The 15,449-nt window shown below is 58.4% G+C and carries 13 protein-coding genes and 1 pseudogene; 11 read left to right on the plus strand and 3 right to left on the minus strand.

Annotated features, from left to right (window positions below; translation table 11 throughout):
• Nucleotides 1-1,046 precede the first annotated feature (1,046 nt).
• Nucleotides 1,047-1,279: pseudogene (locus tag ACQZ6J_RS33085) on the minus strand (aspartate aminotransferase family protein); the annotation flags it as partial.
• A 17-nt stretch (nucleotides 1,280-1,296) separates the two neighbouring features.
• Complete coding sequence (locus ACQZ6J_RS33090; RefSeq protein WP_449087120.1) at nucleotides 1,297-2,787, minus strand: aldehyde dehydrogenase; 1,491 nt, start codon at nucleotides 2,785-2,787, stop codon at nucleotides 1,297-1,299.
• 32 nt (nucleotides 2,788-2,819) lie between these two features.
• Here ACQZ6J_RS33090 and ACQZ6J_RS33095 point away from each other — a divergent pair, with 32 nt between their 5' ends.
• The 8 genes from ACQZ6J_RS33095 (at nucleotide 2,820) to ACQZ6J_RS33130 (ending at nucleotide 11,004) form a co-directional block, all read left to right on the plus strand.
• Entirely contained in the window at nucleotides 2,820-3,995 is a 1,176-nt protein-coding gene (locus ACQZ6J_RS33095; protein WP_449087121.1) for a flavin reductase, read from the plus strand.
• 82 nt (nucleotides 3,996-4,077) lie between these two features.
• Nucleotides 4,078-5,151 carry an LLM class flavin-dependent oxidoreductase gene (locus ACQZ6J_RS33100; protein ID WP_449087122.1) on the plus strand — a complete coding sequence of 358 codons (1,074 nt, stop codon included), beginning with the start codon at nucleotides 4,078-4,080 and terminating at the stop codon, nucleotides 5,149-5,151.
• Nucleotides 5,148-5,966, plus strand: coding sequence for an alpha/beta fold hydrolase (locus ACQZ6J_RS33105; protein WP_449087123.1), 819 nt, complete (start codon nucleotides 5,148-5,150; stop codon nucleotides 5,964-5,966). Before ACQZ6J_RS33100 ends, ACQZ6J_RS33105 begins: the two co-directional genes overlap by 4 nt.
• Before the next feature lie 15 nt (nucleotides 5,967-5,981).
• Nucleotides 5,982-6,296 (plus strand): NIPSNAP family protein, encoded by a 315-nt coding sequence (locus ACQZ6J_RS33110; protein ID WP_449087124.1) that lies wholly within the window; start codon nucleotides 5,982-5,984, stop codon nucleotides 6,294-6,296.
• A 44-nt stretch (nucleotides 6,297-6,340) separates the two neighbouring features.
• Nucleotides 6,341-7,534 (plus strand): quaternary amine ABC transporter ATP-binding protein, encoded by a 1,194-nt coding sequence (locus tag ACQZ6J_RS33115; RefSeq protein ID WP_449087125.1) that lies wholly within the window; start codon nucleotides 6,341-6,343, stop codon nucleotides 7,532-7,534.
• Nucleotides 7,535-7,805: 271 nt separating this feature from the next.
• Nucleotides 7,806-8,447, plus strand: coding sequence for an ABC transporter permease (locus ACQZ6J_RS33120; RefSeq protein WP_449087126.1), 642 nt, complete (start codon nucleotides 7,806-7,808; stop codon nucleotides 8,445-8,447).
• A 69-nt stretch (nucleotides 8,448-8,516) separates the two neighbouring features.
• The gene (proX, locus tag ACQZ6J_RS33125; protein ID WP_449087127.1) at nucleotides 8,517-9,542 is read left to right on the plus strand and encodes a glycine betaine/L-proline ABC transporter substrate-binding protein ProX; all 1,026 of its coding nucleotides are present in this window, start codon (nucleotides 8,517-8,519) and stop codon (nucleotides 9,540-9,542) included.
• A 70-nt stretch (nucleotides 9,543-9,612) separates the two neighbouring features.
• A complete protein-coding gene (locus ACQZ6J_RS33130; RefSeq protein ID WP_449087128.1) occupies nucleotides 9,613-11,004 on the plus strand; it encodes an aminotransferase in 1,392 nt (463 codons plus the stop codon).
• 10 nt (nucleotides 11,005-11,014) lie between these two features.
• Here ACQZ6J_RS33130 and ACQZ6J_RS33135 read toward each other — a convergent pair whose 3' ends face one another.
• A complete protein-coding gene (locus ACQZ6J_RS33135; RefSeq protein ID WP_449087129.1) occupies nucleotides 11,015-12,817 on the minus strand; it encodes a helix-turn-helix domain-containing protein in 1,803 nt (600 codons plus the stop codon).
• Between the two features lie 141 nt (nucleotides 12,818-12,958).
• Here ACQZ6J_RS33135 and ACQZ6J_RS33140 point away from each other — a divergent pair, with 141 nt between their 5' ends.
• From ACQZ6J_RS33140 to ACQZ6J_RS33150, 3 genes are all read left to right on the plus strand, one after another.
• Nucleotides 12,959-13,543: an amino acid synthesis family protein gene (locus ACQZ6J_RS33140; RefSeq protein ID WP_449087130.1), complete on the plus strand. Its 585-nt coding sequence runs from the start codon at nucleotides 12,959-12,961 to the stop codon at nucleotides 13,541-13,543.
• A gap of 12 nt (nucleotides 13,544-13,555) precedes the next feature.
• Nucleotides 13,556-14,986 (plus strand): aldehyde dehydrogenase family protein, encoded by a 1,431-nt coding sequence (locus ACQZ6J_RS33145; protein WP_449087131.1) that lies wholly within the window; start codon nucleotides 13,556-13,558, stop codon nucleotides 14,984-14,986.
• A 109-nt stretch (nucleotides 14,987-15,095) separates the two neighbouring features.
• Nucleotides 15,096-15,449 (plus strand): aldehyde dehydrogenase family protein (locus ACQZ6J_RS33150; RefSeq protein WP_449087132.1); only part of this gene is annotated, 354 nt, incomplete at its 3' end.

Genomic DNA, 15,449 nt, shown 5'->3' on the forward strand with positions numbered 1-15,449 from the left:
GTCGAGGGGGTATTGCCGCAGTTGAGCATAATGTTCAAGGCTCCGGGCAAGAGGTTGACGCCGGCCCGCAGGTTTCCTGGGGAGAGTTTTGGGCGGAATGAGCTTCCGGGTCAGTCGTCGAGCACAGGTGGGGTGGATTGGCGGTGGTGACCGACGAAGGCTTGGCTTGCCCACTATCTCGGCTTTGCCGGAGGCTGGCCGTCGCTTGAAGGTCATGCCCGGCGCTAACGGGAGGGCTTGTCGCCTCCACCTGAAAATCGATTTTTAGATGAATGAAGAGCCGTGAATGGTTCTTATCGTGGGGCGCGCGCTGCCTTTGGTTTTCCTATAGAGGCAACGGCAGGCGAATCGAAGACGAACGGCTATGTATGAGGAGAATAGTTTTATTTGTTCAACTCCATATCGCAATCTGTATTCATTTTTGTTCTCCTTGGAATATGCCAGTTTCGTTATGTATAAATCATAGTAAACTATGTATTAATTGTAATTTACGGCATGTCGAAGTAGAGGATCATTAATACATATCAGCATATTGTGGCTCGTCTGCATGATGCAGCGATAAAATTAGAGAGCTATGATATGCTTGATTTGCCCAAGGTAATGCAACTATTACTATTTGCAGCCATCGTATTTCTATTCTTCCGCTGGGTGGTCGAGGATATGAATAGGTAGCCGTCTTCAGCGGCCAAGGTCGCGGCACCGCGACGACTTTCTTTGCAGTTCCCACTCCCTGACCTGCCTGATCCTGATCAATGTGCGTCGCAAGTCGCTCATTCGTCATATCCGGCCCGACGATCGCGAACCTGATGTTTCGTTTTCAGGATCCTCCGAATGTTCGGGGAGTATTGAGGCAAGGAGGTTTGCGCGGGCAGTGCCGTAGCCGCGGCGATCGTTTCCGCGCCGTGAAGCGCAGCCATCAGCTCGAGATCGTCGACGAGCTCGACGCGATGTTTCGGTAAAACCTTGGAAAGGGCGCTCCTTTCCAGGCCGAGCGTGTGAAGCATGTGGCTGGCGGGGATCTGCGGCAAAACCCACCGATTGTTGACAAAATCCAGTATGTCCAGCTGCCGCTCGACCGCCTGAACAATCTTCTTCCTGCCGGGCCCGGTATTGACGCGCCATAGGCAGGATGCCCGTCGAGCATCCTGCTTCCGTCGATGTCGGTGTAGTGTATACCCTCTGCGGATGCCGGCAGATGCGGGGCCGACTTGAATTGCCGATTGGCGATGAATGGCATCCAGAAGCGGTCGAGGGATGGGGTACTGGATGTTCTGTTCATCGTTGATGTCTCCGGTCTCAAGATCGCATGACGAAGGGATCCGCGACAGGCCGGCCCGACACTTCGACGAAAATGCTTTTCGACTGCATGTAGTCGCGCACGGCCTCGATGCCGGCTTCACGCCCATAGCCGCTTGCGCCGGAGCCGCCGAAGGGCATCATGTAGGATGTCACGCGGTAGGTGTTGATCCAGAAACGCCCGGCGGGCACCGCTTTGGCGATACGATAGGCCTTGGCGAAGTCCGAAGTGAAGACGCCGCCGGCAAAGGCGAATTCGGAATCCCTTGCAAGGCGGATCGCCTCCTCCTCGGTTTCGAAGCGCAGCACCGACAGTACCGGCCCGAAGAGTTCGTTTCGGACGATCGGAAGGTCCTGATGGTCGCAGGCGACGATCGTTGGTTCGAAATAATACCCCTTCTTCTCGTTGCTGCTGCGGCGCCCGCCATGGATTAGGCGCGCACCCTGGTCGATCGAGTCCTGGAGGAGGCGCTCGATGCGGTCGCGCTGCGCGCCCGTCGCCAGCGGCCCCATATCCGTCGCCGCATCCCGCGGATCGCCGAGCCTGATGTCGGCGGCGCGGCCGCGAAGCCGCTCCAGCAGGGTATCATAGACGCCGGCCTGGATCAGAAGTCGCGATCCTGCAGCACAGCTTTGTCCGCTGGCCGCGAATATCGCCGAGATCACGCCGTTCACGGCGCTGTCGAGGTCGGCGTCATCGAATACGATGACCGGCGATTTCCCGCCGAGTTCCAGGGACATGTTCGCTATGTTCGTCGCCGTCGCGGGGATGATCTTGCGGGCGGTTTCGACGCCACCGGTAAAGCTCACCCGCCTGACGAGCGGATGGCTGACCAGCGTCTCGCCGCAAGGGCGCCCGCCGCCGGTCACGATATTGAAAACGCCTTTCGGCAGTCCTGCGCGCCGAACGACGTCGCCAAAGGCGACGATGGCGGCAGGGGCGGCTTCTGATGCTTTGACCACGATAGTATTTCCCGCAGCCAGGGCAGGGGCGATTTTGTAGGCGGCGAGTTGAAGCTGGGAATTCCAGGGAATGATGGCCGCGACCACGCCGAGAGGCTCAAGCGTGACGAGGGACAAGGGCGCGCCGGGTCCTGTCGGGGGAAGGCTTCCCTCGATCTTGTCCGCCAAGCCGGCATAATAGTCGTATATGCCGACCAGATTGCGGGCCTGCCAGCGCGTTTCCTTCAGAAGCTTACCGGTATCGATCGTTTCAGCTTCGGCGAGTTCATCGATTGACCGTTCGATCTCTCGCGCAATCCGATGCAGCCAGCTGCCTCGTTCAGTGGCCGACGTTTTCGACCATTCTCCATCCCGGAAGGCTGCATGTGCAGCCTTCACCGCGCGGTCGACATCCTCGGCGGTTGCTTCGGGAAATGTTGCCCAGGGCTCTTCCGTCGCGGGATTGACGGAGGTGAAACGCCCACCGTCGCCAGCGTTGCAAGTTTCCCCGTCAATCAGCATATGGCACACGCGCAGATCACGGTTCATGGCAAAATCTCCTCCCTTGTCAGGTTGCTCGAATGCAACGGTCACGCCGTCCTGAGGACATCGCGCGCTCATCGTTCGAGCCGTTAAGCGCCACATCCATCGTGAACCTAATCAGCAAACGTGCCGCGCTATATCTTCCGATTGAGGACGAAACGGCCCACTCATTCTTCAAATGGAGGAAGACGATCGTGGAGGCGCGGTTATGGTTGGAGGCTCAATCATGGAGGGAGGCACCTGTGAGCTTGCCAGTATCGTCAGTTGCGAAAGTGGAAATCAATCCAGTCGAACTACGCCGGACCCTTGGCACATTCGTCACCGGTGTAACGGTCGTGACCACGATCGATCAGGATGGACTTCCAAGGGGCATGACGGCGAACTCTTTCACCTCGGTCTCACTATCACCGCCCTTGCTGCTGGTCTGTGTCAACAAGGCCGCCTCGAGTTATGAAGCCTTCATCCGCTCGAACTCCTTTGCAATCAATATACTGCACGAAGGACAGGTCGACGTTTCCAACCTTTTCGCATCGAAATCACCGGAAAAATTTCAGGCCATTGATTTCGATTCCGTCCATACCGGTGCTCCCGTCCTGACCGACAGCCTCTCCTGGTTCGACTGCAAGACGTTCAATCGTGTCGATGCCGGCGATCACGTCGTCCTTATTGGAGAGGTTCTGGCTTTTGGAGCCAGTCCTGCCGCGCCGCTCGCCTTCTGTCGCGGCAATTACGCCAGGATCGAACAGCCGATGCCGTCGGGATGGCTGCCCTCCAGCAACATGGTGGTCGGTTACATCGTCGAATGGGAAGGTGGCATTCTGCTGCACGAGGATGCGGACGGCAGCCTCCGGCTGCCGACGGTCAAGCGCCGCAAACCGGACCGAGGCTTGGAGCTTTCGGGCGGCGACGAGCTCAAGGTTATTGCCGAAACGACGTTCCTCTACTCGGTCTTCGATGTCGCCGAACATGGCTCGGGTCATCTCATTTTTCGGGCGTCGCTTGCGACGGCTCCCTCGCCATCATCGCTGCCGCAGCGACTGGTTTTCTATCCGGCGGACGATCTGCCGTTCGATAAAGTCCAGAGCAACGACGTCCGTGCGGTGCTGCGACGATACCAGCGCGAACGGAGCGATCAGCGGTTCGGAATATACATGGACGCAGGCCTGGGAGGGCGGGTTGCAATGCTCGATACACCCGCGCCCGGCGGTTCATGATGCCTATCGACCACGACTCCGACAATGTCGGCATCCTGCTATCGGGCATATTGCCCTTCCAGACAAATGAAAGATCGGCGCTATGAAGTTCTCACTCTCGCTTCACCTCGAACGCAGCTCACCGAATGTGGAAATGACGGAAGTGACCCGGAATATGCTGGAGCTTGTTCAGCTCGCAGACCGAGGAGGATTCGAAACGGTCTGGACATCCGAGCATCATACGATCGAGGTGACAGCTGCTCCCAACCCATTCACTGTCCTGACTTGGCTCGGTCAGCACACCGACCGGATTCGGTTGGGCACAGCCACGCTTGTCGCACCTTACTGGAGCCCGATCAGGCTTGCGGGCGAAGCCGCACTCTGTGACCACCTCACGAATGGGCGGCTGGAACTTGGAATCGCGCGCGGCGCCTATCAGTACGAGTTCGACCGCATGGCTGGCGGCATTCCGCAGCAGCAGGGCATGGAGTTTATGCAGGAACTCGTTCCGGCGGTGCAGATGCTGTGGAAGGGCGACTACGCTCATGAAGGGAAGCACTGGCGCTTCCCTACTGCGACGTCCGTTCCTAAGCCGCTGCAGCAGCCACATCCCCGTCTGTGGGTTGCCGCACGCGATCCCGGTACCTTCGACTGGGCTGTCGGGATCGGCGCCAGCATTCTGTCGACGCCGCTTGCTGCACCGGCAAGCGAAATTGCCGTGCTGGGTCAGAAGTTTGCTGATGCTTGTGCAGCGCATCCCAATGTACCGAAGCCTCGCTTCATGATGCTTCGTAGAACATGCGCATACTCGAATGAGGCCGACAGGGTGCGCGCGATCGAGAGCAGCATGTTCTACGGTCGTCTCTTTGAGAACCTTTTCCAAAATATCGGGACCGTGAAGAACGGTTTTCCGGAGGCGGTTTCGCTTGATGCGGTCGCCGGGAAGGATAACTACAAGGCCGAGAACATCGAGCGCAACTATTTGTTCGGCAGCGTCGATCAGATCATCGAGAAACTCATGGCTTACGAACAGGCTGGCGTCGATCAGCTGTGCCTCGGCTTGAATTTCAGCCTACCCTACGATCTGCAGAAGGCTACCGTTCAGCTCTTCTCCCAGGAGATCCTGCCAATCTTCGAAGAGCGGGCCCGAGCCAGAAATCTGGATGCGGCGCAATGACGGAAGGCTATTGCAAGGTTGCACCAAACATAGCGCTTCATTATCGCCTGGAAGGTGCCGGAAGCGAACCGTTGATCTGCATTCATGGCGTCGGTGGATCGCTGGACGCCTGGGAAGGCGTTGCCCGGTTCCTCCACGACGATTTCCGTATCCTCAGAATGGATCTGCGCGGCCACGGCCTATCCACGAAGGTCCGCGGGCGTTACGAAATCGACGATTTCGTCAATGACGTCTTGGCCCTGGCAGATGAGGCAGGCTTTTCAAGCTTCAATCTTGCCGGCTATTCTCTTGGGGGACTCATTGCCCAGCGAATGGCCCTTCTTCGGCCCGAGCGCGTTCGCCGCCTGTGTTTGCTGTCGACTGTCGCGAACCGCAACAGCGAGGAACGGGTGCGGGTGCTTGAAAGGCTGGACGCGTTGAAGACCTCCGAGCGGGGCGCTCATTTCGATGCCTCCGCCGCTCGCTGGTTTTCCGACGCCTTTCGTCGGGCAAACCCCGCCCTGATGACAAGACTTCGAGATCAATATGCGAGCAACGATGCCGAATGCTATGCGGCAGCCTATCGCGTTCTAGCCGAGACGGATTTCGGCGGTCTGCTGGACCAGATCGCCAGCCCGACATTGATTGCGACCGGTGAAGGGGATCAAGGCTCGAATCCAAGAATGGCGCGCTCGATGCATGAGGCAATTCCCGGTTCCAGTCTGACCATCCTTCGGGGTCTTCGGCATTCCGTACTGATAGAGGCGCCGGAAACGGTGGGCGGACTTCTGTCCGGGTTCATCCGCGGTGGCATTGCGCCAGAGTCTATCGGCTGAGGCGGACGCACGCTCATGATCGTCGAGGAACGAACCTACAAGATAAGGGGTGGCATGATGAGTACATATCTGTCGCTCGTCAGGGAAGAAGGTCTTAAAATTCAGGAGCCCATACTAGGTCAGCTTATCGGGTATTTCGTGACGGAAATCGGACCGCTCAATCATGTGGTACACCTGTGGGGCTATCACAGCATGGACGACCGCGCTCGCCGGCGGGAGCTTCTTTCAGAGAATGTGGAATGGCGCGCCTTTACCCCGAGACTATCGGCCTGCATCGAGACGATGGAAAACCGGATCTTGCTGCCCACGGACTTTTCTCCGCTTCGATAGGCGCGGCGTCAATTAATAAACAAGGGAACAAATGGGAGCACGATATGGACGAGCGGATTAGAATAGAAGGTCTCTACAAGGTCTTTGGCGGCGACGCGGGCCGCGCAATCACACGGCTGAAGGCGGGCTCTTCAAAAGAAGAAGTTCTCGCCGAAACCGGCCTCATCGTGGGATTGAACAACGTCAGCGTTTCCGTTCCAAGCGGCTCGATCTACATGATAATGGGCCTCTCCGGTTCGGGAAAATCGACCCTTGCCCGGTGTATCAACCGGTTGAACGAACCCAGCGCTGGCCGGATACTGTTAGACGGTGACGACATCTTAAAGCTTGATGAGCAGGAATTGCGCGACGTGCGTCGCCGGCGAATATCGATGGTGTTCCAACACTTCGCGCTCCTGCCAAATAAGACCGTGGCCGAGAATGCTGAATTCGGCCTAAAACTGCGAGGCATAAGTCCCACTGATCGACGAAAGCGTGCGGCAGAAGTTCTCGACATTGTCGGTCTTTCCAAATGGATGTCGCGGCTTCCGCACGAGCTCAGCGGCGGAATGAAGCAACGTGTTGGACTCGCGCGTGCCCTTGCCACCGATGCCGATGTCCTCATCATGGACGAGGCCTTCAGTGCGCTCGACCCCCTGATCCGGGCGGAGATGCAAGACGAATTGCTGAGGCTTCAGCGCAATCTGAAAAAGACCATTCTTTTCATCACGCATGATTTCCAAGAGGCACTAAAGCTCGGAACCCGAATTGCGATCATGGCTGAAGGAGAGGTCGTGCGCGAAGGCGCGCCGGACGAGATCGTGACCGATCCCGGTAGCGACTATGTCGGTTCCTTCACCAAGGATGTCGATCGTGCCCGCGTTCTTGATGCCGGCTCTGCGATCTCTGAGCCCGTAGTGTGGCAGCAGATTGGCCGATATCGCGTCCTACCCGCCGCAAACGGTGGCGTGGTCCTTGGCGAAGACAGGCGCGTGCGCGGATTCGTCGATGCCGGTAATTTGATGCGACTTCGCGATGGAAGCCCGCTTGCCGAGCTTGCTTCGGTCGAAGTCCAGACTGTTAGCGCCGATACCAAGCTTCTCGACGCTTCGCGCCGCTATCGCTCCGGTGTCCCCGTGGTGGTCATCGATGAAGACGGTTGCGCCCTCGGGTGCCTGTCGGCCGAGAGTATCCTGAGGCAGATCGCTCCGGCCCCTGAGAAACCTTTCGACGTTGCAAGGAATGCTTCCGATGTTTGACGCTGACAATCTCGCCGTGCTCCCGATTGCCGAATGGATCCAGGCTGCAGTGGAATGGCTTGCCTACAATTTCCGGCCTGTCTTCGTTTCGATCAAGTGGCCGATCGAAAGCATGCTATCCGGGATAAACGACCTCCTCCTCGCAATTCCGTTCCCGATCATGGTGATACTCGCGGGGATCCTTGCATATCGGGTGGCGGGGCGATCTACCGCGATTTTCACGGTCCTCTCGCTTGTCGCGATCGCAGCCCTGGGCGTTTGGGCGGATGCAATGACCACGCTGGCGCTCATCGCGACCGCGATCGTCATATGTACGGTCTTCGGTATTCCCGTCGGCATCTGGTGTGCGCGCAGCAATCGGGTTTGGAACATCGTTCGCCCGCTCCTCGACATCATGCAGACCACACCGACATTCGTTTATCTGGTGCCGATCGTCATGCTGTTCGGGGTCGGCACCGTGCCGGGTGAGATTGCCGTCATCGTGGCCGCGATTCCACCGCTAATCCGCTTCACCAATATCGGGATCCGTCAGGTCGATTCGGAGCTTGTCGAAGCGGGACATGCTTTCGGGGCGGATGCGCGCCAGCTATTATTCGAGATTCAGCTGCCGCTGGCCATTCCCACCATCCTTGGTGGCCTCAACCAGACGGTTCTGACGGCGATGGTGATGTCCGTGGTCGTCGCCATGATCGGCGCGGATGGCCTCGGGCTGGTGGTGATGCAGGGCCTGGGCCGGTTGGATGTCGGAAGCGCCGCAGTGGGCGGGATTGCAATTGTTCTGCTCGCTATGGTCCTTGATCAGCTGACGCAGGCCATGGCTTCGCCCAAGCGCGGAAGACCGCTCTCTCTCTTTACAAAAAAGCGATTAAAAAAGGCTCTGCTGTTCACCAAATTCGAGGAATACAAAGCCTGATGTTGGCTTGAGACTTCTCCACGCTCGAAACGGCGGACACGACCCGCCCATACATACAGGGGAGCCAAAATGAAAATTCCAAAACGTATTATGATCGTTACGGCATGCTTACTGGGCGTTGCCACCGCGTCGATGGCCGAAGACCTTCCTGGGAAGGGAAAGACCATCCGATTTGCCCGAACGGATAGCCTCGGAGCGAACTACGTTCAAGATCAGATCCTGATCACGGCAATGAAAAAACTCGGCTACAATGTAAAATTGTCCACCGTGAGCTCGACGACATTTTTCGCAGCCGCGGGTCAGGGCGATCTCGATGTAACAGCCGATATCAACATCCCACAGGAAGTATCGGGCTACGACGCCGTAAAGGCGACGGTCGATCTGGTTGGCGACGGCAACATCGTGGAAGGCGGGACCAACGGCTATCTCGTCGACAAGAAAACGGCCGATGCCTACAATCTGACGAACTTCGGGCAGCTGAAAGACCCGAAAATCGCGGCTCTGTTCGATACCAACGGCGATGGCAAGGCAGATCTCGTCAACTGCGATCCTGGCTGGCAGTGCGGTGACGTAGTTGACTACCAGGTAGACAAGTTTGGGCTTTCCAACACCGTAAAGACCGTGCGCGGGAAATATGAAGTTCTGCTTGCCGAAACCTTTGCGAGAATCAAGCGCGGCGAACCGATACTGGCCTACGCGTGGACTCCGTCCTGGGTAACTGACACCTTGAAGCCGGGCACGAATACGGTCTGGCTGCCCATTCCGTTCGACGCGTTGCCCGATAATGTTCAGGCGAAGAACGGACACCTCGTCAAGGGTGTTGTTGGATGCGCAGGCGGGCAAGACCCGTGCCGGATGGTGACTGGCTCCTGGAACTGGATGACTGCTGCGAACAAGGCTTTCATCGACGCCAATCCGGCGGTTCGCACACTGCTCCAAAATGCTCGATGGCACGCAAACGTATGGTCCGAATGGGAGACCGCGTTGGCTGAGAGCTCGACCGATCGCAGCATCAACAAGCTTGCTGACAAATGGATAGCAGCGAACCAGAGCGAATTCGACGATTGGATCAAGAAGTCCGTTGCATCGCATTAAAGTCACCTGCGAGGCGACAATGGCTGATTGAGGGGCTCGCTCCTCAATCAGCATGGAGGAAAGGATGGCAATGTATATCGATAACAAATCTTCCGACGTCAGCGACAAGATCGCTGCTGCGGAGCATCTCATCAATCCTTCGGAGGAGATGGCAAAACTCGGCGTCCTGGATCGACCGCTCTTCGAGCGCGCAGACGGAATTTACGTCTGGGATAGCGATGGCCATAGGGTCATCGACGGGCCAGGGGGTATGTGGTGCACGCAGGTAGGCTACCGTTCGCGGGAGATCGCCGATGCGATCGCCAACCAGGCGATGGAGCTGTCCTACAATTCGCCATGGTATTTCGTAAACGGTCCCGCTGCCCGCCTGTCCCGCAGGATCGCCGAGTTTGCGCCTGGCGACCTGAACCATGTGTTCTTCACGACCGGCGGCTCGACGGCTGTCGATTCCGCCTTACGCTTCATGCAGTTCTACAACAATGTCCTCGGCCGCCCCACGAAGAAGAAAATCCTATGCCGCATCGACGGCTATCATGGTAGTACGCAGCTGACTGCTGCCTGTTCCGGTCGTGCCTGGAACAGGCCGAACTTCGACCTTGAAAGCGACGATATCCATTTTCTATCGGCGCCGAATGTCTTTCGCCGTCCGAAGGGAATGACGGAAGAAGAGTTTCTCGATTTTCTCGTAGAGGAATTCGAGGAGAAGCTCGCGGAACTCGGTCCGGAAACGGTCGGGGCCTTTCTCGCAGAGCCGCTCCAGGCCTCAGGTGGCGTCCTGATTCCGCCGAGCGGCTATCATCGGCGGATTCACGACATTTGCCGCCGCCACGACATTCTCTATATATCCGACGAGGTCGTGACGGCCTTCGGGCGCTGCGGCCACTGGTTCGCGTCGAAGGACGTCTTCGACATCACGCCCGATATCATCACCTTTGCCAAGGGCGTGACATCGGGTTATGTGCCGCTTGGCGGTTTCGTGATTTCCGACGCAGTCCTCAAGCGCATCAGCGGCTCCGAAGCCAAAGGCAGCTTCTTCACCAACGGCTATACCTATAGCGGTCATCCTGTGAGCTGCGCGGCGGCGCTCGCAAATATCGAGGTGTTCGAAACGCGCGGCCTGCTGAAGCATGTGCGCTCGATCGAGCCGTATTTCCAGGACAAGCTGAAGGCGCTGAAGGCCCATCCGCTGATCGGGGATGCACGCGGCACCGGCTTGCTCGGCTGCGTGGAATGCGTCACTGACCCTGATGCCGTGAAAGCGACGTCTCTCGACAATGAAGCTGCCCGCCGCATCGACAAGCGGTGCTACGAGGCCGGCCTCATCGTCCGGCCGATCGGAAACATGTGCGTGCTTTCGCCACCGCTGATCATCACACGCTCCGAAATCGACGATATGATCGAGATCCTTGGACGCAGCATCGGCGAGGTCGAGCGGGAGCTGCGCTCTGAAGGCGCCTTCTGATATCTGCACCCTAGGAGCGGGCGGCACCCGCCGTCCGCTCCGTTCCATCTGCAACCAGACGCGAGATGCGCAGCGCAAGTTCCAGTTCAAATCGCTGCTGCGGATCGTCGAGATCGATCTGGAAAAGCTCCGCAATCCGACCCAGCCTATAGCGCAGCGTGGTGACATGCAGCCCCATCTGATCGGCGCATTGCTGATTGCGAAAACCGGCCCCAACCAGGTTCTCCAGCGTAAGGACGAATTCAGTCGCATTTACACTGTCGTAGTGGATCATCTGCCCCAGACGCTTGTGGAGAAAGTCGCGAACCTTCGTCAGATCGGCCGATGCAAGCAGCATGCTGACCGGACCGAGCAGCTCGTAGTTAACAAGACCACGTTTCCCGATGGCTTCCGCTATACGCAACATTTCCGAAAGCCTCGCAAATTCGCCAGGATAGGATCGCAGGCTGCGGCAGACATCGCTCAGCGCGACGATCGGCTCTCTTCCGGCATGCTGTGAAACGTCCTGTATGATCCTGGCGATCAGGGTCTTGGTCGGAAAGTTGATCCTTTCTTCCTGAGGGACCAGGACGATAATCGTGCCGCTCATCGTGATGAAACGCGCACCGGGATCATGGTGCTGAACCGTGAACGCGAGCTTGCGATGCAGGAGAAGTGCCGACGTATCGAGTTCCCCGGGCGACACGGCCAGGAGACGATAGTTTCGATCGAGATCGATACCGAACCGCAAGGCCCGTTGAATGACCTCGTTCTCGTCGCTCCACTTGTGAAAAGCCAGCTCGCTGAAGAGCTCGTCAAGCGAGCGCTGCTCGAATTGAAGGCGAATGCCGCTTCGCATCAGTTGCACGCTGAGCGCCTGCTTGGCGCTTTCCACAAGAAGGGCCTCGTATGCGGAGAGTTCCTCATCCCCGAGAACGAAAAGGGCGCCCGTCGCCTGGTCGTCGACGCTCAACCGATGGATACGCGCAACCGTCGTGAAGGATTGCACTCCCTTCGAATGGCTCAGTTCGACGGTCGCCGGGTGGTCGGTTCCCATGCTCCTCGTGGCAAGCGTCCTGATGCGCCCGGCCAACGGGCCGGCGACAAGTTCACTCCATTCCGCCTCGCTGAAGAAACGCCCGTCTGGCGATTTCTCCGCGACGAGCGTGTCCGTTGCGGCATCGAGGACCAGTATGGGTCTGCCGAATTCGGTAGCGATCCTTGCGGCAAGGCGTTTGACGGAATCGTCCGACAACGCCTGACGCATCCAGTCCGTGTGCTTGCTCAGGACCTCCTGTTTCTGCTCGGCCGTCCTGATCTGTTCGGTGATGGTCTTCTGTTTTTCGAGTGCGATGGCCCCGAGTTGCACGATCAGCTTCATCAGGGCCAGATCATCATCCGACAGTGTCTTCGCATCGCGCGCCGCGAGTGTCAGAACGATCGGCCGGCCCAATACGTCTGTGGTGCTCATCGGCATGACAAGCACGCTGCTATAGTCGCGTTCGATCGATTCCTTCTGGAATCCGGGAAACTGGGTCGAGGTCTTCGCATCCGGTATGAAGACTGGCTCGTTGCGGCGTAGCGCGATGAGACTTGGGCTCGTCGCCAGCACCCAGTCGTTCTTGGCGTTGTCGGGCAGGAGTGTCGGGTCATGACGTACGGTGACATGCGCGTAGCCGCTTGCCAGGTCGATGCTCATGATCGTGCCCCGGTACCAGCCGACATGCCGGCACGCCGCCTGGATAAGCTGGAGGAGAATGGTCTCGGTGTCGTGTCCGGCGTTGATGGAGGCTGCGATATCGCTCAGCGATGCGATGAGTTGCTTGTTGTCCATGACGCCTACCTTTCGATTGCCACGCGCCGCTTTCATCCTCCATTTATACAATATTGCGTGAAGTTTCTCCTCTTTCCGGATGAGGTCGGTCCGGCGCTTTCGCTTAGTCTCGCGACTGTGATCAAACGAAAGAGGTCAAAAATGCCGCAGCCGGAAATCCGCAAGATCGTCACCTTTGTCGAAGAGGCCTTCATCGAAGGCGGCAAGCGAAGCGCCCGTCCCTTGAAAGCCGTGGGTGTGGCGGCCATCCTCAAAAACCCCTGGCTGGGGCAAGGGTTCGTCGAGGATCTGCAGCCTGTGATCCACGCCTTCTCGCCAATCCTCGGATCGGAACTGGTCGGCCGTCTGATCTCGCTCATGCCTGCCGAGCAGATAGAAGCCTACGGCAAGTGCTCGACGGTTGGTGTCGATGGCGAAATCGAGCATGGCTCGGCGCTGATCCACACGCTGCGCTTCGGGAATATTTTCCGCGAAGCCGCGGGGGGAACAACCTACCTCAGTTTTACAAATACGCGGACTGGCCCGGGAGCGTTGCTATCGATGCCGATGACGCACAAAACCGTCACCGGCACGCGGTCTCATTTTCTCACCCTGACCTTTCAGGTCGCCGACGCTCCCCGGCACGATGAGATATTGATTGCAATCGGAGCTGCGGACAATGGCCGCGCCCATGCGCGTATCGGTGACCGGTTCCAGGACATGAAAGAGATGGGTATCGAAAGCTGAGGGTGGTGCGTGATGTTGGATTTCAGGAAGTTCTTCATAGATGGGAAATGGGTAGCGCCCATCGTCGACCAGACGGCTATAGTCACGAATCCTGCGACGGAGGAGGGCTTTGCCGAGATCTCGCTGGGCTCTGCCGCAGACGTCGACAACGCCGTGGCGGCGGCACGCCGGGCATTTCCTGCGTGGCGCGAAACAACGATCGATGAGCGGATCGCCATCATCGGAAAGATCGCCGATATCTACGAGGACCGTCTGGAGGAGATCGGTCGGGCGATCTCGCAGGAGATGGGTGCACCAATCCGCATGGCTGTGAATTCGCAGGCAGAGGCAGGCCTTTATCATACGCGCGCTTTCCTCAAGCTGCTCGAAACGTTTCAGTTCGAGCGTCCGTTCGAGGCAGCAATGGAAGACCAGCGGATCATCCTGGAACCGATCGGCGTCTGCGGATTGATCACGCCTTGGAACTGGCCGATGAACCAGCTTGCACTCAAGGTGATCCCGGCGCTTGCCGCCGGCTGCACGATGGTGCTGAAGCCCTCGGAGATCGCGCCGGTTTCCTCCATGATATTTGCCGATATTATGGAGGCGGCCGACGTGCCGGCGGGTGTTTTCAATCTGGTGAATGGCGAAGGCCACATCGTCGGGGACGCTTTGTCGGCCCATCCAGACGTGGACATGATGTCGCTGACAGGCTCGACCCGAGCCGGTACCGCCGTGACGAAGCGTTCTGCGGAAACCATAAAACGTGTCTCGCTGGAACTCGGCGGCAAGTCGCCGATGATCATCTTTGCCGATGCGGATATCAATGGTGCTGTCAAACGGGGTGTTGAGGGTTGTTTCGACAATACCGGCCAGTCGTGCAATGCGCCCACGAGGATGCTGGTCGAGCGAAGCGTCTACAAGGACGCGGTATTGTTGGCCGCGAAGCTTGCGAACGAAACCCGGGTCGACCAACCGGACCGCGACGGCGACCATCTCGGGCCTTTGGCGTCGTCGGTCCAGTATGAGCGCGTCCAGGCGATGATCCTCGCGGGGATCGACGAGGGTGCGCGCCTTGTCGCCGGCGGTTCGGGGCGACCCGCAGGCCTCGACAGGGGATGCTTTGTTCGTCCGACCGTTTTTGCCGATGTCGATCCGGCGATGAGGATTGCCCGTGAAGAGATCTTTGGACCGGTTCTTGCGATCATTCCGTTCGACCACGAGGAGGAGGCGGTCCGAATTGCCAATGATTCTCCTTTCGGGCTTGCCGCATATGTCGAAACTCTCGACCTAGCAAAAGCGCGGCGGATCGGTCGGCAGCTTCGTGCAGGCATGGTCCAGCTCAACGGTACTCGAAAGCCGCCAGGTTCGCCGTTCGGCGGTTACAAGCAGTCCGGAAACGGACGCGAAGGCGGGAAATGGGGGCTGGAGGAGTTTCTGGAAGTCAAGCTGATGAGTGGCTAACCAGTTCGGCTGACGCTTGCAGATCGGCTATATCGTCTGTTCTCGAATAATCGTACCGGGCGCCGAGCGTGCCCGGTTCCACATGAAATCGGAATGCGAGGAATTGGTTATGAAGTTGCAGGACCCCACATTGTTCCGGCAGGCAGCCTTGGTCGGTGGGGAGTGGATCGAGGCCGATCCCTCCGATGCGATCAAGGTCGACAATCCCGCCACCGGCGAGATCATCGGGCTTGTTCCCAATCTGGGTGCCGCCGAGACGAAAAAGGCGATAGCGGCGGCCGAGATCGCGCAGAAGGATTGGGCCGCCCGCACCGCCAAGGAGCGCTCCGGCATTCTCCGGCGCTGGTTCGAGCTGATGATGGAAAACCAGGACGATCTCGGGCGCATCCTGACCGCCGAACAGGGCAAGCCGCTTGCCGAGGCCAAGGGCGAGATCGCCTATGGTGCGAGCTTCGTCGAATGG

This window comes from Rhizobium sp. A37_96 (genome assembly GCF_053521765.1).